The 17898-nt window shown below is 44.5% G+C and carries 10 protein-coding genes and 1 pseudogene; 10 read left to right on the top strand and 1 reads right to left on the bottom strand.

Translation table 11 applies throughout. The features are described from left to right. The 7 genes and pseudogenes from L2703_RS13005 to L2703_RS12975 all read left to right on the top strand — a co-directional run. Window positions 1-544: pseudogene (locus L2703_RS13005) on the top strand (IS110-like element ISShfr7 family transposase); the annotation flags it as partial. A gap of 726 nt (window positions 545-1270) precedes the next feature. Next, complete coding sequence (locus tag L2703_RS13000) at window positions 1271-2461, top strand: efflux RND transporter periplasmic adaptor subunit (RefSeq protein WP_248971519.1); 1191 nt, start codon at window positions 1271-1273, stop codon at window positions 2459-2461. 3 nt (window positions 2462-2464) lie between these two features. Continuing rightward, window positions 2465-4408 (top strand): MacB family efflux pump subunit, encoded by a 1944-nt coding sequence (locus L2703_RS12995; protein WP_248971518.1) that lies wholly within the window; start codon window positions 2465-2467, stop codon window positions 4406-4408. 2 nt (window positions 4409-4410) lie between these two features. Then, complete coding sequence (locus tag L2703_RS12990) at window positions 4411-5808, top strand: efflux transporter outer membrane subunit (protein WP_248971517.1); 1398 nt, start codon at window positions 4411-4413, stop codon at window positions 5806-5808. Window positions 5809-6194: 386 nt separating this feature from the next. Then, the gene (locus tag L2703_RS12985) at window positions 6195-7400 is read left to right on the top strand and encodes an efflux RND transporter periplasmic adaptor subunit (RefSeq protein ID WP_248971516.1); all 1206 of its coding nucleotides are present in this window, start codon (window positions 6195-6197) and stop codon (window positions 7398-7400) included. 3 nt (window positions 7401-7403) lie between these two features. Further along, window positions 7404-10622 (top strand): efflux RND transporter permease subunit, encoded by a 3219-nt coding sequence (locus L2703_RS12980; RefSeq protein WP_248971515.1) that lies wholly within the window; start codon window positions 7404-7406, stop codon window positions 10620-10622. Beyond that, window positions 10615-12129 carry an efflux transporter outer membrane subunit gene (locus L2703_RS12975; RefSeq protein WP_248971514.1) on the top strand — a complete coding sequence of 505 codons (1515 nt, stop codon included), beginning with the start codon at window positions 10615-10617 and terminating at the stop codon, window positions 12127-12129. Before L2703_RS12980 ends, L2703_RS12975 begins: the two co-directional genes overlap by 8 nt. A 225-nt stretch (window positions 12130-12354) precedes the next feature. On the opposite strand, the gene L2703_RS12970 is transcribed toward L2703_RS12975, so the two are convergent. After that, window positions 12355-13047, bottom strand: coding sequence for an Hpt domain-containing protein (locus L2703_RS12970; protein ID WP_248971513.1), 693 nt, complete (start codon window positions 13045-13047; stop codon window positions 12355-12357). A gap of 230 nt (window positions 13048-13277) precedes the next feature. Here L2703_RS12970 and L2703_RS12965 point away from each other — a divergent pair, with 230 nt between their 5' ends. The 3 genes from L2703_RS12965 to L2703_RS12955 all read left to right on the top strand — a co-directional run bounded on the left by L2703_RS12965 (window position 13278) and on the right by L2703_RS12955 (window position 17830). Continuing rightward, complete coding sequence (locus tag L2703_RS12965; protein WP_248971512.1) at window positions 13278-13670, top strand: response regulator; 393 nt, start codon at window positions 13278-13280, stop codon at window positions 13668-13670. 16 nt (window positions 13671-13686) lie between these two features. Then, entirely contained in the window at window positions 13687-16065 is a 2379-nt protein-coding gene (locus L2703_RS12960) for a PAS domain-containing protein (RefSeq protein ID WP_248971511.1), read from the top strand. Between the two features lie 910 nt (window positions 16066-16975). Further along, complete coding sequence (locus L2703_RS12955) at window positions 16976-17830, top strand: CLCA_X family protein (protein WP_248971510.1); 855 nt, start codon at window positions 16976-16978, stop codon at window positions 17828-17830. Window positions 17831-17898 lie beyond the last annotated feature (68 nt).

Below are 17898 nucleotides of genomic sequence, written 5' to 3'. Positions count from 1 at the left end.
CATCTCTGCAAGACAAAAGCTTCGCGAGCAATATCAAGACCCTATCGTCCAACGCAACATTGATTTAGACATGGCACTACTTGATTGTTATGCAAAGGAACTCGCACAGGTTGAATGGTTCATTGAAAAACAGGCCAAAAACCATAATCCCGTCTATTTAGAATTACTGAAAACAGTACCAGGTATTGGCAAGATTTTGTCACTAACAATCCTCTATGAAATCGGTGATATCAGTCGATTTGAGTCAGTACAAAAGTTTGCTTCATACTCTCGATTGGTCAAATGCAAAGCAGAATCAGCGGGTAAAACCTATGGCACAAATGGCAATAAAATCGGTAATGCTCATTTGAAATGGGCATTCTCAGAAGCAGCGGTGCTTTACCTACGTGGTAATGACAAAGCACGTAACTACCTTAATCGATTACAAAAACGAATGAGTAAAGCAAAGGCGTTATCTGCACTGGCACATAAGCTTGGTCGCTGCGTCTATTTCATGCTGAAGAACAAAACGGTGTTTGATGAACAACGATTCTTAAAAGGATAAGTCGCGCAATAAGGTGAGCTGAACGTCTAACTAGATACTCTTAAAAAGAGAAGCGAGCATGACCGTGAATGTTGTGGCTAATGAAGCAATGACTTCTCACCATCATCACTATGCCAAATGCTATTTAAGCTACATCGCCTTGATTAGACACCTTATTGGCGCGCATTAATGAATACAATCAACAAAGTCGTTTACACCCTAAATGAGCCTGAAACTAACTGTGCAAAAAGCACCTCTGACTTGAATAGTGCCATCTTAGGGTTAACCGATAAATGTCTAGTGCCCCTGACATTTCAACGGATTGAAAAGCGTCAGGCAGCGATAAGATCGCACTAAGAGAGCCTCTATATGTGTTTGCTGTAAACGATGATTTGACAGCTAAATGACAGACGAAGTAGATGAATTTGTTGATTGATTTTTATTTGACTGCAAAAGCAGTCAAATAAGTTAGGCTCGCCTATTGACTGGAGGAAGGCTCATATGTGTTAGCAAAACAAATAACAAGCTTGAAAGCGAGATGGGTAACAAATTGTATAAGTTCATTCCTTATTCCGAGCTCAGGTTATTTACATTCAATTACGTTGTGAAGACATAGTTTTACAACACGCCATGTAACATTACTCATCAAAATAACGAGCTAAATGCATATGAGTATTTTGCATGTGTAAATGCTCAATCTCATTCAATGTGATTCACCTATGTTAAACCTGTGGACGTGTCTAAAACATGAAGAAAACCAGTAGAAAAAAGCTGATTATTGTCATCATTGCGATTGTATTGATGGCCGCTGGAGGTGCTTATTATGTGTTTAATCGCGCCAGTCCAGCCCCTAGTTACGCCACTGAGTCGGTGCGCCGTGGCAATATTGAAAACAGTGTACTGGCAAACGGTATGCTTCAAGCCTCAAAACTTGTGAGCGTGGGTGCGCAGGCGTCGGGGCAAATCATCAATTTACCCGTGACACTCGGGCAGCAGGTTAAACAAGGTGAATTGATAGCTCAAATAGACAGCTTAACTCAGCAAAATACCCTAAATGAAGCGCTTGCCTCCCTTAAAAGTAACCAAGCGCAGTACCGAGCAAAACAAGCGCAAATCAACCAGGCTCAACAAGAGTTTGCTCGCCAACAAGCCATGCTAGCCGAAAAAGCCAGCTCGAAAGCCGATTTTGAAAGTGCACAAGCCACGCTATTAGTTTATCAAGCTGAACTTGACCAGTTAAAAGCTCAACAAGAACAGGTCAAACTCAGTGTCGAAAGTGCACAACTTAACCTTGGCTACACCACAATTAAAGCACCCATGGACGGCATGGTGGTTTATACCGCAGTGACCGTGGGGCAAACCGTAAACTCATCACAAGCCACCCCAACCATAGTGGAGTTAGCCGACCTAAGTAAAATGACGGTGAAAGCACAAATATCAGAAGCCGATGTGATTAAGGTTAAACCCGGGCAAGCGGTATATTTTACCATTTTGGGCCAGCCACAAAAACGATTCAACGCAACCCTGCGCGCCATTGAACCCGGGCCGACCATTATGGATGGCGACGACAGTAACATGACCTCAAGTGATACCGACGCTATTTATTATAATGGCCTGTTTGATGTCGAAAACCCAGACGGTATTTTGCGGATCGGTATGACCGCGCAAGTCTCTATTGTGCTTAATCAAGCCAAAAACGTCATCTTGGTGCCATCGCAAGTGTTGCAACGTAATCCTGGGCCAAGGCCAAGCTTTAGTGTACCTGTGTTAGTGAATGATAAAATTGAATATCGCAATGTCAGTGTTGGGATTAACAATAAAGTGAATGCCGAAATTACAGAAGGACTGCAAGAAGGCGATCAAATCGTACTCGGCGCGCCATCATCGGATACCTTTAGTAACAAAAGAGGCAATCGCCGCCCACCGATGGGATTTTAAGTCATGAATGAAGCTTCTTTACTTAATATCAGTGGTGTTTATCGCTCTTTTAGTGCTGGCGAGCAGCAACTTACAGTATTAAAAGACATTAACCTCAACATTAAGCGTGGCGAAATGGTGGCGATTGTTGGCGCTTCAGGCTCGGGCAAATCCACCTTAATGAACATTTTAGGCTGCCTAGACAAACCCTCTACAGGTCAATATTTCATTAATGGTCAAGACACCTCCACCATGGACGCTGACCAACTTGCTCAGTTACGCCGTGAACATTTTGGTTTTATTTTTCAACGTTATCATTTGTTGGGCGATCTTGATGCCGTGGGTAACGTTGAAATGCCAGCCATTTATGCCGGCAAAGATAAAAAACAGCGCACCGAACGCGCCCAACGTTTATTGTCTCGTTTAGGTCTTGCCGATCGGCTTGACCATAAACCCAGCCAACTCAGTGGCGGACAACAACAGCGTGTGAGTGTGGCGCGTGCATTGATGAATGGCGGCGATGTGATTTTAGCCGACGAGCCAACCGGCGCCCTAGATAGCCATAGCGGTAAAGAGATGATGAGCTTACTGCAAGAGCTGCATCAAGATGGTCACACCATTATTTTAGTCACCCATGACATGGATGTTGCCCACTTTGCCGATCGCATTATTGAGCTTAAAGACGGTGTCATAATTCGTGATGTCATTAACGCACAGCCAACAGCACAACAAACATTGCCACAGGTGAATACGGCCACTACCTCATGGTTAAACTGGGACCGTTATATCGAAGCATTTAAAATGGCTTTACTGGCCATGTTATCGCATCGGTTACGCACCTTTTTAACCATGCTCGGCATCATTATTGGTATTGCCTCAGTAGTGTCAGTGGTAGCGCTTGGTGAAGGGTCGCAGCAATCTGTGCTAGAAAACATCAGCTCCATGGGAACTAACACCATTGATGTGCGATCGGGCACAGGCTTTGGCGACAGACGCTCGGCTAGAATACGCACCTTAACAGCGCAAGACAGCGAATCACTCAAAGTGTTGCCCTATGTCGACAGTGTGACACCTTCAATTAGTAGTGCTGGCACCATTCGCTATGGTAATCAGGCGGTATCAGCCAGTTTCAATGGTGTTGGCATCGATTACTTTAGGGTACGAGGCTACACCTTAGCCGATGGCCAATATTGGGACGACGCCAGTGAGACAGACATGGCACAACAAGCGGTGATTGACGACAACACCCGCAAATCATTGTTTCCTGAGCGCCCAGCGGTCGGCGAAGTGATTTTTTTAGACGATTTACCCGTGCGGATTATTGGCGTAACCCAGGCCAAAGAAAGCGCGTTTGGTAACAGTGATTCACTGAATGTGTGGGTGCCTTACACCACAGTGTCTGCCCGTATGGTCGGTCAGCGCTACCTCGACAGTATTACGGTGAGAATTGATCAATCGGTTTCAAGCAGTGCAGCAGAGCAAGGCATTATTGCACTACTAAAAATGCGCCACGGTACGGAAGACTTTTTTACCATTAACACTGACACCATCCGTCAAAGCATCGAAAAAACCACCCAAACCATGACACTATTGATCTCAGCCATTGCCATTATTTCGCTCATTGTGGGCGGCATTGGGGTGATGAACATTATGTTGGTGTCTGTTACCGAGCGTACCCGAGAGATCGGTGTGCGTATGGCGGTAGGGGCAAGGCAAGGGGATATATTACGCCAGTTTCTTATTGAGGCGGTGTTGGTGTGTTTGTGCGGCGGCGCCATTGGCATTGGCCTTGCGTACTTAATTGGTCAAATATTTGCCTTTAGCGGCGGGAGTTTTCAAATGATTTACTCTACAACGTCGATTGTTGCCGCATTTGCCTGTTCAACATTAATTGGTATTTTGTTTGGCTTTTTACCGGCCCGTAATGCTGCACAGCTCGATCCCGTTGATGCATTAGCGAGAGAATAATAATGATAACGCCAAGAGATACATTCAAACTGTCTAGTATTGCCCTATGCCTAGTGCTTGTGGGCGCCTGTAGCAGTTTTACTCACACAGAATTTACCCCACCTGAGGTGACGATACCTGATAGCTGGCAAAGTGTTAGTGTCAATCAGCAAGTTAAACTTGATCCCTGGTGGCAACGTTTTAATAACCCAGAGCTTAACCAGCTTATCGAGCACGTGTTATTAACCAATAACGATTTAGCGCTTGCCACGTTAACCTTACGCAGTGCAAGGCTACAAGCGGGGTTAACCGACACACAGCGCTACCCACAAATTAATGCCAGCGTGAATGGCGACAAAACCAAAAGTCTTGATGGCGGGGCAAGCGTAAGTGACTATGGCACAAACGTATCACTGAGTTACGAAGTGGATTTATGGGGCCGAGTGTCTGCCGACATGGACGCGGCTAAATGGGCCAGTTTAGCCAGCGAGCAAGACAGAGAAAGCACCGCCCAAAGTTTAGTGTCTACAACGGCAATATTGTATTGGCAAATTGGCTACCTTAAACACAGCCTTACCCTAAGCCAAAAGAGTATTGATTATGCACAACAAACCTATGATCTTGCACAGCGTCAATATCGTTCAGGTGCCGTTTCGCAGCTCAATGTATTTGAAGCAAAACGCAGTCTAGCAGGGCAACAGGCAAGCCATAGCGAACTTGAGCAACAATTAGTTGAAGCGCAAAATGCCTTAGCCATTTTGTTTAATCAGCCGCCCACTCAAATGGGCATTCACATTAAGCAATTGCCAGACAGTGAATTGCCTAGCATTGCAGAAGGGATCCCGGCCGATGTGTTAATTCGCAGGCCCGATGTGAAATCGGCACTGTATCAACTTAAATCGGCTTATTCAGCAAAAGATGCCACCTTTGCGGGGTATTTACCCACGTTGTCGCTGTCGGGGTCGTTGGGGACATCATCAACTGAGCTCAAAGAGTTATTACAAAATCCCATTGGTACGCTGGGAGCCAATTTACTCTTGCCCTTTGTGCAATGGAACGAAATGCAATTGTATAAAGCGCTGGCTACCGTAGAGGTTGAGTCTACCGTTGTAACATACAGACAAACCTTATATAACGCCTTTAAAGAAGTGGATAACGCCATTTCTGCACGGCAACATTATGAGTATCAAGCACAAAAGTTACGCGAACAATATGACGCCGCGACACAAGCAGAGCACATTTACGCTAGCCAGTACCGCAATGGCGCAGTGAGTATTCAAGACTGGTTAGATGCACAAGAAACCCAGCGCAACGCTGAAGTTTTGCTATTAGCCAACCGCTATAATTTGTTTAGCGCCCAAGCGACCTTGTATCAAGCCCTTGGCGGCAGTGATATTGCGCCGCCAATCACAAATAACTGATGCTTTGGTGTAACTAATGCTTTCGTGCTTGCACCATAAACATAGCAAGCACGATAGTTCGTGTATCAGCAGCAAAAATCCAATATCAGCCATGATATTGGATTTTTTTAGTGATGGTTTTTATGCTGCTCTAATACGCTTTTAGTTAGCTGCTTTATGCTTGGTCACTCATATCACCAGAATAAGGTTAACATTCTTATCATCACACTCATCACTTAACACTCGCTAATTGGTCGGATGACTCTTAATGACTCATTTATCTGTGCCACCTTAACCCACCATTAACCAACAGGTAGCTATACTTGGTCTACATCTAGTCTCTGTGGATACATGAACGTCAGTCCACTTAACGATATCGAGTACTTACTAGTAATGAGGATAGCTTAATGAATATGTACCTAAGGGGTTCAATAGGTCTTTTTATCACAGTGTTGTTGCTTAGCGGCTGTGAGCAACAAAACGTATCGCAAGTCGCAACACCTCAAATGGCCCATGCTACAGCAGTTTCTTATGTAAAAGTAAGCCTCTCTACACATAATATTGATACCAAATTACAAGGTCGAGTGACGGCCTCAAAAGAGGCTGAAGTGCGTCCACAGGTAAGCGGTATTATTCAAAAGCGCTTATTTACCGAAGGCCAAATGGTGGAACAAGGCCAAACGTTATATCAAATTGAATCTGAAACATATCAAGCCGCTTATAACGAGGCAAAAGCAACCTTAAACAGCGCTTTGGCGGTATTTGATGCGGCAAAATTAAAAGATGAACGTTACGCTAAATTATTAAAAATTGAAGGTGTATCTCAGCAAGATGCCGACGAGGCACATGCCGCACATATTGAGGCAAAAGCCAATGTTGAGATGTATCAAGCGGCATTAGACACGGCAAAAATCAACCTTAAATACACTAACGTGTTAGCACCTATCTCTGGCCGCATTGGCATCTCTTCGGTCACTGAAGGTGCCCTTGTGAGTGCTCAACAAGATTCAGCCTTAGCGACAATTAGAACGTTAGACCCTATTTATGTCGACATGACCCAAAGCAGTAAATCGCTGCTTAAAATACGCAAATTAATGCTCGACAAGGGCATCAATCAAGGCACAACAGAAGTCACGCTAACCCTAGAAGATGGTAGCGAATATGAACTAACCGGTGAACTTAAAATGCAAGAAGTTGCCGTAGATGCGTCTACGGGAGCGGTAACGTTACGTGCAGAATTTGCTAATCCTAATGGCTTTCTACTTCCAGGCATGTTTGTGCGTGCTAGCGTAAATGAAGGTGTCAATAACAAGGCAATTTTGGTACCACAGCAGGGCATTTATCATAGTGCGACAGATAAAACATATGCCTATGTGATCAATCAAGACAATATCATTGAAAAGCGTAGCGTAGAAATTGCAAGCGCCGTAGATAACAAATGGGTAGTGACTGATGGATTGTCGAGTAATGACAAACTACTTGTTGAAGGCTCTAGTAAAGTACGACCTGGCAGCCAAGTTAAGCCAATCCAAGTAGAAATGGACAGCAACGGAGTGATGATCGCTCACGTTGATAATGACCAAGCGACACTTGCTTCACAAGGGAGTAAATAACTTATGTTAGCGCGCTTTTTTATCGATCGTCCCGTTTTTGCGTGGGTTATTTCAATTATTATTATGCTAACGGGTATCGCGTCCATCATGTCGTTACCTATTGCACAATATCCCAGTGTTGCTCCCCCAGTGATCAGTGTGAGTACTACCTATACCGGTGCTGATGCGCAAACGGTAGAAAACAGTGTCACACAAATTTTAGAGCAGCAATTAACCGGCCTTGATGGTTTGTTGTATTTTTCGTCGTCAAGTACATCAGATGGTTCAGCCTCTGTTGATATTACCTTTGAGCAAGATACTGATGCCGACTACGCTCAGGTACAGGTGCAAAATAAGGTTGAACAAGTCAGCTCTCGTTTCCCGGAGGCCGTACAGTCTCAAGGGGTAACTGTCACCAAATCCAATACTGACTTTCTCCTCGTTGTGGCTGTTTATGATGCAACCGATCAAGCGACGGCTGCAGATATTTCTGACTACATTACCTCTAACATGGAAGACTCATTAGCGCGTGTAGAAGGGGTGGGCGATACCCGAGTATTTGGCTCTGAATATGCCATGCGTATTTGGCTAGACCCAACTAAATTAGCCGCCTATGAGCTTATGGCGTCAGACATTACCAGCGCCTTACAGGCACAAAACGTACAGGTACCAGCAGGTAATATTGGTGCCAGTCCAACCTTAGCAACCCAAGAATTAAACGCGACAGTAACAGCGCAATCGATGATGTCTACCCCTGAAGAGTTTCGCAATATCATTGTGAAATATGACTCAACAGGCGCCAATGTATTGTTGAGTGATGTAGCAAGAGTTGAAATGGGTAGCGAAACTTATGGCGTCATCTCTCGTTTAAACGGTCACCCATCATCGGGTATTGCCATCATGTTGTCGCCAGGGGCTAACGCCTTAGACACTGCCACCGCGGTGAAAAGTAAGGTAGCAGAATTAGCCGATAAGTTACCCACAGGCTATGAAACGGCATTTCCAAAAGACAGCACTGAATTTATTAAAATCTCGATTACTGAAGTGGTACACACCCTAGCAGAAGCCGTTGTGTTGGTCGTTTTGGTGATGTGGCTGTTTTTACAAAACTGGCGCGCAACACTTATTCCTGCTATTGCCGTGCCTGTGGTTTTGCTGGGCACATTTGGGGTGTTATCAGCCTTTGGCTTTTCGATTAACACTTTAACCATGTTCGGTATTGTGCTTTCTATCGGCCTGTTAGTGGACGATGCCATTGTGGTGGTCGAAAACGTTGAGCGGTTAATGGAAGATGAAAACCTTTCGCCGCGAGACGCCACAATTAAATCCATGTCAGAAATTACAGGGGCGTTAATCGGTATTGCTGTTGTACTGTCAGCCGTATTTCTGCCAATGGCGTTTTTTGGAGGCTCTACCGGCGTTATTTATAAGCAGTTTTCAGTCGCTATTGTATCGTCGATGATATTGTCGGTGATTGTTGCCTTAACCCTAAGTCCAACATTATGTGCCACGCTTCTTAAGCACAAAGCGCCTAAAAAGAGCGGTGGCGATAAATCTCAACAGGGCCAACGTACCAGCTTTTTTGGCAAATTTAACGCGATGTTTAATCATCTAACCACGTCATATACCGGCCATGTGGGCCGAATTGTTAACCAAAAATTTCGTTGGTTAGTGGTGTATGCAATCATTATTGGTGTATTAAGTGTGTTAATTATCCGCATGCCAACAGGCTTTCTACCAAATGAAGACCAAGGCAGTATCATGTTTCAGGTCAATTTACCTGAAGGCGCATCGATTAAACGCACGCGTGCAGCAGTAGAGCAAGTTGAAGATTACTTAATCAATGAAGAATCAGCTGTCGTCGATAAAGCCTTTTCTATTGCTGGCTTTAACTTTTCAGGTACCGGGCAAAATGCGGGAATGGGCTTTGTGTCCATGTATTCGTGGGATGATCGCACCGAAGATGATGAAAGCGCAGATGCATTAATTGAGCGTATTAACAGAAACTTATCAAGTATTCGCGATGCAAGTGTGTTTGCGTTGTCGCAAGCGGTGATTCAAGGTTTAGGGCAAAGCAATGGCTTTACCTTTGAACTACAGGCCGCTGCCGGGACCAGTCGAGATGAGCTCACCACCTTAAAAAATGAGTTATTAACTCGGGCACGACAAAGTGAGTTGATCACCAGTATTCGTGAAGGCGCATTAAGTGATACACCACAGCTTAAAATTGATATTGATAATAGCAAAGCAAGTGCGCTTGGCCTGTCTATGGCGGATATTTCAGACACATTAACATCGGCTTGGGCTGGCAGTTACGTCAATGACTTCATTGACGACGGTAGAGTGAAAAAAGTCTACATTGAAAGTGAATCGGCGTATCGCGCTAAACCCGAAGACTTACACGAGTGGTATGTCCGTGGGACTAATGCAGATGGTGACACCACCATGACATCGTTTGAAGCATTTAGCAGCGCTTCTTGGTCAAGTGCGCCTCAAAGTTTATCTCGCTTTAACGGCATTGCTTCTTATCAAATTCAAGGCTCTGCTGCCAGCGGCGTGAGCTCTGGTGAGGCTATGGCTGAAATGGAGCGCTTAGTTGACGAGGTAGGGCAAGGTAAATTGGCTTACTCTTGGAGCGGCTTGTCGTACCAAGAAAAGATTGCCAGTGGCCAATCAACTATGCTGTATGCGATATCTATCCTAGTGGTGTTCCTCGCGTTAGCGGCCCTGTACGAAAGCTGGTCAGTGCCATTTTCGGTGATTATGGTGATCCCTTTAGGTGTGGTTGGTGCGGCATTGGCCTCAACGTTACGAGGGTTAGAAAACGACATTTATTTCCAAGTGGCGTTACTGACAACGATCGGTCTGGCATCAAAGAACGCCATATTAATTGTTGAGTTCGCAGAAGAATCTTACCAAAAAGGGATGTCGTTAATTGAGGCCGCCGTGAATGCTGCGCGATTAAGATTACGCCCCATTATTATGACATCATTAGCCTTCATGTTCGGGATTTTACCTTTAGCAACGTCGAGCGGTGCGGGGGCAAACAGTCGTATATCCATTGGTACAGGTATTATTGGTGGGACATTAACCGCCACAGTATTGGGAATATTTTTAGTGCCTATGTTCTTTGTGTTAGTGCGTGGCTTGTTCCCTAAGCGTCGCCCGGTATATCACGACACAGACAATAAACACCCAGAACATGCCTTAGTTCAAACGCAGTTGGAGAATGGCCATGACTAATTATTTTGAATCACATCATGCACCATTTGCCGATGTCATCAACAAAACCAAGCAACACCTTGTTAAACCAAGGTGCAGCGTGAGGTTATTGCCTATTGTTGCTGCATTAGTACTTGCAGGATGCAGTACAATTGCACCAGATTATAATCGTTCAGATTCAGCAGTCGCCAATGAATGGCAGCTCGACAGTGTTGCACAAACCCAAGGGCTATCTTCGCAACAGGCAATAGATATTCCATGGAAAGATTTTATAAAAGATGAGCGCTTAGTTAGCCTTATCGATATGGGATTAAACAGCAGCAGAACGCTTAGAGAAACCCTTGCTGACGTTGAATCAGCAAGAGCGACATACCGTGTACAACGATCAGATTTATTTCCTGAACTAGACGTCAGTTTAAGTGGGGATCGAAGTAAAACGTCAACGGGTGATATTAGCACCAGTTATGAGGCCGCAGCAGGACTGAGCAGTTACGAACTCGATTTGTTTGGTAAAAATCGCAGTTTAACGGTTGCAGAAATGGAAGCCTATCTCGCCAGTGCAGAAACGGCAAAAGCGGCAAAAATAACGCTTATTGGTGAAATCGCCAGCGCGTGGTTAACCTTAGCGGCCGACAGTAATCTGCTGTCGCTGGCAGAAGAAACGGCCACGAATGCAAAACAAGCGATGGACATTACCCAAAAGCGATTATCCTACGGGATAGATTCACGCATAGATGTGGCTAGCGCAGAAACGATTTATTATTCTGCTCGTTCAGATATAGCCAGTTATAAAACTCAAGTAGAGCAAGATATTAATGCTTTACGCTTGTTGGTGGGGGAACAATTTGACGAAAATTTATTGGCCTTTACTTTACCGGGCAATGACAGTGTAGTGGCAGACGTACCGGCAGGAGTGTCTTCAACGATTTTGCTAGAACGCCCTGATGTATTGTCAGCCGAGCACAGTTTAAAATCGGCTAATGCCAATATTGGTGCCGCTCGTGCAGCCTTTTTCCCGACGATTTCACTCACCGCCAACGGTGGCCTTGCCAGCTCGGTGTTGTCTGATATTTTCAGTGGTGGAGCCAGCTCAATTTGGAGTGTCGCGCCAAGCATTAGCTTACCCATATTCAATGGCGGCGAAAATAAAGCGAATTTAGCTTATAGCGAAGCGCAACAACAAAAGTATCTGGCATCCTATGAATACGCCATTCAAAGTGCGTTTACCGAGGTTGCCGATGCGCTGGCAAGACGGGCGACAATTCAAGATCAACTTGATGCGCAAAATGCCTTAGTTGAGGCGTCAACGAGAAGCTATCAACTCTCTCTTGCACGCTATGAAAATGGCATCGACAGCTTTCAAACCGCACTAGAATCGCAACGCACTATGTACAGTGCCAAGCAGTCGCTCATTACAACGCGCCAAGCCGATTTAGATAACCGTATCACGCTGTACAAAGTGTTAGGCGGTGGTGTAGCGAGTGCTAATACAGATGTGTTAGCCAATATCGACTCACTAAAAGAGTAAAAGATTGACAAACCTGCTGAAAGTCGAAAACAATAGGTGTTTTCGGCTTTTTTAATTGCATGTTCTATTGGCTAGATGGTGACTAAATTTGCTAAAAGTCCATAAAATCGCTAGACGTCTACCAGCCTTACGATGGCTCGCTTATTTACCGGGGTAATATCGTGAGACAAACATAAAAAACAACGTTGTTTTTAGCCCTACGTTAAGCCTTACCAGCCTGCTTTGCTATTTCAGCTTTACAGACAGTACAGCCAATTGGCTAAGAGCGCTGTCAAAATCTAATTCATCAACCGAGTGACACAGGGCAATGATATCAGCAGCAAATGGGCTGTCTTTAGCCAGTTTTGCTTGCAAAGCTTGGCAACACTCAACAGCATTAAGATTACCGTCCAGTAACGCTTGTTTAAGCGTGGCAAGTTCAGCAGTGATTTGTGCTGCTGTTATGCCGTCAGTGCCTTGTGTAGCAGGATCTATGGCCGTATCAAGCGTTGAAGTGGCTAACAGAGCATGGATAGCCTTGAGTTCGCGCTCGGCGACATCGCTAATGTGTGTGCCTAATTCAGCATAATGAGTTAGCTCAACCCCAGCCTCAGTTTGCATACATTGTGTTAAAAACTGCTCCCAAGCACGCAATGTATGATGAAGTGTCGGCAAACCTGCGGTGCCAGATGTGCCTTTAAGCGTATGCACTAGCTTTAATAATGCCGTGATATCTTGTTGCGCTATTAACGATTCAATCGTGCTGAGCTGCTGGCGTAAATTCGTCTCAAAAATTGCGATCAAGCGACGGTAAAACGCTTGTTTACCCGCAAACGGTGCTAACAATTGCGCTAAAGTATTAGGTGTTAAGCTGACACTCTGGTCATTACAGGGAGGGCTAAGCTGCTGCGGGACAACAGATTGTTTATCTTTTGTCATAACGGTGGTTCTCGGTTGGTGTAGGGCAATCGTGCCAGCAGGGCTAATCGAGAAATGGTCACATAACTAAATTAACAAATCATTTACTAATTTATACTCAATCACTATAGTTATTCAATGGCTTAGTTCGATTAGTCATTCATAATAAACAATAAGTCAGTAGTATTGGGCATAAAATAGCAAGTACAAGCTTGTTGTGTTGTGTGCCAAATAATTTCATTGGAGTCAAAATGCCATTACAGAAAATATTACACGTAGAAGACGATGAGTCTATCAGGGTGATTGTCGAAATGGCATTGGTCGATATCGCCGGTTTTACCTTAACCTCCTGCGACAGCGGTAGCGAAGCCATCAATACACTTGAGCATTTCACCCCCGATTTAATTTTATTAGACGCCATGATGCCTGGCATGGATGGACTGCAAACACTTAATGCAATACAAAAGCTGCCTCAATGCCAGGGGATCCCTGTGGTATTTATGACAGCCCGCATACAGCAGCAAGAAAAACAAGAATATTTAACCGCTGGTGCAATCGCCGTAATCGAAAAGCCATTTGATCCTATGAGCCTTGGCGATGAGCTTGAAACGCTATTTCAGGATCACGTAAGTGCCACTCGCTAACCACAGGGAGTCATAGATGCAAACCCCAGCAATACCCGATTCTGAGCAACAACGACTGAGTGCATTACGTGACACGGGTTTATTAGATACCGTACCCGAGACACGCTTTGACCGTTTAACGAATTTAGCCCAGCTTAGTTTAGGCACCGAGATTGTGCTTATTTCATTGGTTGATTCTGATCGACAATGGTTTAAATCAAAACAAGGCTTAGATGCATGTGAGACCGCAAGGGATGTGTCATTTTGTGGCCACACCATTTTAGGTGAGGGGATTTTTGAGGTGCCAAATGCACTGCTCGATAATCGCTTTGCCGACAACCCTTTAGTATTAGGCGGCCCCAATATTCGTTTTTATGCTGGTGTGCCTTTGGTCAGTGACGGTGAAAAAATAGGCACCCTTTGTTTTATCGACAGTAAGCCACGCACATTCACCGATACAGAACGCCAAATTGCCACCGAGTTTGGTAAAAGTATCGAGCAAGAAATTCAAGACAGGTTGCAAGATCATGCTCACCAACAGTTAGCCGCACGCGAGCAAATGTATCGCTCTGTGCTAGAAGGCACCAAAATAGGCACCTGGCAGTGGAACGTACAAACCGGCGAAACCGTACTCAACGAGCGTTGGGCTGACATTATGGGGTATACCCTAGCTGAGCTTGAACCCATTTCAGTCGATACCTGGTTAAATTTGTTGCACCCCGATGACGTAGCAGAGTCCGATGCTCAATTAGAAGACCATCTCAATGGTAAAAACTCATTTTTTGACATTAAATGCCGTATGAAACACAAAGACGGCCATTATGTGTGGGTGCATGACCGTGGCAAAGTGGTGACATATACTGACGATGGCAAACCACACATGATGTACGGTACCCATGCCGACATCACCCAACAAAAACTGGGGCAAATAGCATTACAACAAAGTCGCGACCAATTATATAAACTCACACAAGAGCTGCCCGGTGTTGTATATCAATATCAGTCGTGGCCAGACGGACGAAATGCCTTCCCCTATGCGAGCAGTGCAATTAAAGACATTTACGGCGTCACTCCTGAAGAGGTGCTTACCGATGCCTCAAACGCATTTGCTAAAATTTACCAAGATGACTTAACCGCATTAGTCGACAGTATTCAACACTCGATAGACACTCTATCTGTTTGGGAGCTGGAATATCGTGTGGTAGATGATAATGGCTTGCCAAAGTGGCTATCAGGCAGTGCCACGCCCGAGCGAATGCCAGACGGCAGCACCTTGTGGCATGGTTATATTCAAGACATTACCCAAACCAAAGAGCATTACCTTAAACTCGAACAGCTCAATCATCAGCTCAATATAGCCCAGCAAAGCCTCGATTTAGCCAGCGAACAGGCACAAATTGGCTATTGGCAAGCATCGCTAAAACACGGCACATTATGGTGGTCGCCAATGATTTACCAAATTTTTGGCTTAAACGAGCAAGACTTTAGCCCAAGTGTGTCGCTGTTTAAAAGTGCCGTCCATCCCGATGATGTGGTAAAAGTTGAGCAAAGTGAAGATCAAGCACGCATTACAGGCATTCACAATGTCATTCACCGTATTATTCGCCCAAGTGGCGAGGTACGTTGGGTACATGAACTAGGGCAGCTAGTCTCAGAAGACAAAAACCCAGACTTAATCATGATAGGCTCGGTGCAAGACATCACCGATGCAATGAAGTTACAAAAAATCAAAGATGATTTTATCTCAACGGTGAGCCATGAACTGCGTACACCATTAACCTCCATCAGTGGTGCGTTAAACCTTTTACAGTCGGGTAAAATTGTCAGTCTGCCAGAAAAAGCCCAAAAGCTGATGGATATTGCCAGCAGTAATTGTTTGCAGCTGAGTCGATTAATTAACGACCTGCTAGACATTGAAAAGCTAGCAGCAGGTAAGATGCTGTTCGAAATGAAACCCCTAGTCATGCCGCCACTTTTACTGCGTGCGCTTAACGACCATCAACCCTATGCGGCACAGCACAATATTACTCTAGCGTTGCTACACTCGCCCCAAATCAACGATGCCACGATTTATGTTGACGAACATCGGCTACTGCAAATTTTGACCAATTTTTTATCCAATGCGGTTAAGTTTTCACCTCAAAATGGCAAAGTAACCTTGTCTGCTTTAGTGATCGATGATCACATCGAAATCGCCGTGCAAGACCAGGGCAGCGGTATACCTGACGATTTTAAAGATAAAATTTTTGAAAAGTTTTCCCAGGCCGATGCCAGCAGTTCAAAAGCCAAAGGCGGCACAGGACTTGGGCTGGCATTGTGTAAAGAGCTTATTGGTGCCATGAATGGCAGCATAGGTTATCAATCTGAACCCGGCTCAGGCGCGCGGTTTTATGTTCGCTTACCCATAATGAAATAAAGCCTAAATAATCCCAGTAACGCAAACCTGTCACTGGGATTATTATACCATTTCCATTAATTATGTGACCAATCAGAGCCACTCAGACTTTTCAGTTTGAGGCGCATTGTTGAAATAATGGTTATTCCCTTTAAGGCGATGCAACAAAGAAATGGACAGTCTTAGTGTCTCCTACAAGGCGGGTTTCTGTGCCTTCTATACTGCTTAATAGCATTTTGACGTAGAGCAACTATGCCTACAATCCTATTACTTGCCTAGAAGACACAGAATTCCCGCTGAATGACCAGATAATTGCTGGAATTGGTATTATCGGCGTGCATAGATGAGTGATTACTGATTGGGTGTTGTAGCTACTGTGCTCAACTATTCAAGCACATTACAGATTTTATCAAACACCGCATCACCACTTTTAATGTCATGGCGTTGTTTAAGAAACAGCGGATTGTTATACAACAAAGACTTTATTGTGTGCATCTTCTGTCATAAAAACCTTTTGCGGTAAATCAATGGCAACCTCATTGAATACGTAATAAATAAAACGCTTTGTTTGACTATTTATTCACTTTTGTGCGTAGTGGTTAAAAAATTACCGAGGGTGATACTTTTTATTTTGCATAAGGCTGCATAAATATGCTGGTGGCCTGATTGGTATTGAATAACACCAATTAATATTTAATTGTTAACACTACACCAATCAGGAAAAATAAGAGAACAGGGGTTGCCAATAAGAAATCGCTTAGAATAAGGCAAAAATTGCAGCGAGCAAGTTGTTCTAGCTTCAACATGTGTAACGCCGTTATGAGTATCCCGAGCTCAGGTTTATTAGTATTACACTACGTTCAAAAGCACTAAAGTTGTAAACTACTTCGTTAAAAGAGTGTCAGTTCAGTTTGTAGCACAGAGGTATTGTTTGGCGTCACATCATGCATTGTTAAATCACCCGCGCTACTTTGAGCGCATCGGCCCAGACTATCGTAATGGCGCCTCGGTGAGCTTTTTAGACATTAAACACACCTTTGGTTTAAAGCACATACGCGTGGGTAAATGGGTTAACCGTGAAGAGTCGGCACTGGCCGCCAATCTGATATTTGATTCACTTGCCGACCTTGCCAATATTTTACGTGTGCCGCCAGAGTTAATTGGCCTGCGCGGTAGCCTACGATTTGCTTTTGGCTCTGGTGGCCAAAAAGGCGTACAGGCACATTACTCTCCCGTTTATAAAGAATTAGCGCTAGCCAAAAATGCCGGAGCAGGGGCATTAGCCCACGAATTTTGGCATGCCTTTGATCACTACATTGCCGACAAAATGTTTATCGACGACAGCCTATTATGCCCAGACGGTTACATGAGTACAGCAAACCGCTTTGCCTGCGCCACCGACCACTGGCTGGCAGATAAAACCATGGTCAAGCATCCGTTAAATCAGCAATTATCTAAGTTATTTCAAATCACTTTTTTAAGCGCCAACGGCCAAGAACCCCACGACTATGTTCGCCGCTCAATCGCATTAGACAAACAGCAAGCTTGCCACTATTTTGCCAAACCAACAGAAATGATGGCTCGCGCCTTTGAATCCTGCATTGAAATGTATTCACAAGAGTTTGCCGAGATATCGAATCCATACCTGGTTAATAGCACTATAAACTCACCATTATCTAGGTATGGTGCATATCCAGATAAAGAGCACTGCTATGAAATATATCGAGCCTTGCAAGCGTACTTTGACCCTTTGGGGTTGGCATTTGATAAGCAAACAAATGGTTAAGCCAAAGGTAACAAGTAACAAGTAACAAGTGGACAATTGATCACAAGATTAAGCGGCATGATTTATGA

The sequence above is a fragment of the Shewanella basaltis genome (genome assembly GCF_023283885.1).
Classification (GTDB): domain Bacteria; phylum Pseudomonadota; class Gammaproteobacteria; order Enterobacterales; family Shewanellaceae; genus Shewanella; species Shewanella basaltis.
Note: the sequence above shows the minus strand (reverse complement) of the source record. Positions and strands in the feature narration are given on the sequence as shown.

What these genes read in the sequence shown, in the direction of transcription:
- L2703_RS12970 (WP_248971513.1), bottom strand. Translation starts at nt 13,047, where the DNA reads ATGACAAAAGATAAACAATCTGTTGTCCCGCAGCAGCTTAGCCCTCCC.
- L2703_RS12960 (WP_248971511.1), top strand. Translation starts at nt 13,687, where the DNA reads ATGCAAACCCCAGCAATACCCGATTCTGAGCAACAACGACTGAGTGCA.
- L2703_RS12985 (WP_248971516.1), top strand. Translation starts at nt 6,195, where the DNA reads ATGAATATGTACCTAAGGGGTTCAATAGGTCTTTTTATCACAGTGTTG.
- L2703_RS12975 (WP_248971514.1), top strand. Translation starts at nt 10,615, where the DNA reads ATGACTAATTATTTTGAATCACATCATGCACCATTTGCCGATGTCATC.
- L2703_RS12980 (WP_248971515.1), top strand. Translation starts at nt 7,404, where the DNA reads ATGTTAGCGCGCTTTTTTATCGATCGTCCCGTTTTTGCGTGGGTTATT.
- L2703_RS13000 (WP_248971519.1), top strand. Translation starts at nt 1,271, where the DNA reads ATGAAGAAAACCAGTAGAAAAAAGCTGATTATTGTCATCATTGCGATT.
- L2703_RS12990 (WP_248971517.1), top strand. Translation starts at nt 4,411, where the DNA reads ATGATAACGCCAAGAGATACATTCAAACTGTCTAGTATTGCCCTATGC.
- L2703_RS12965 (WP_248971512.1), top strand. Translation starts at nt 13,278, where the DNA reads ATGCCATTACAGAAAATATTACACGTAGAAGACGATGAGTCTATCAGG.
- L2703_RS12995 (WP_248971518.1), top strand. Translation starts at nt 2,465, where the DNA reads ATGAATGAAGCTTCTTTACTTAATATCAGTGGTGTTTATCGCTCTTTT.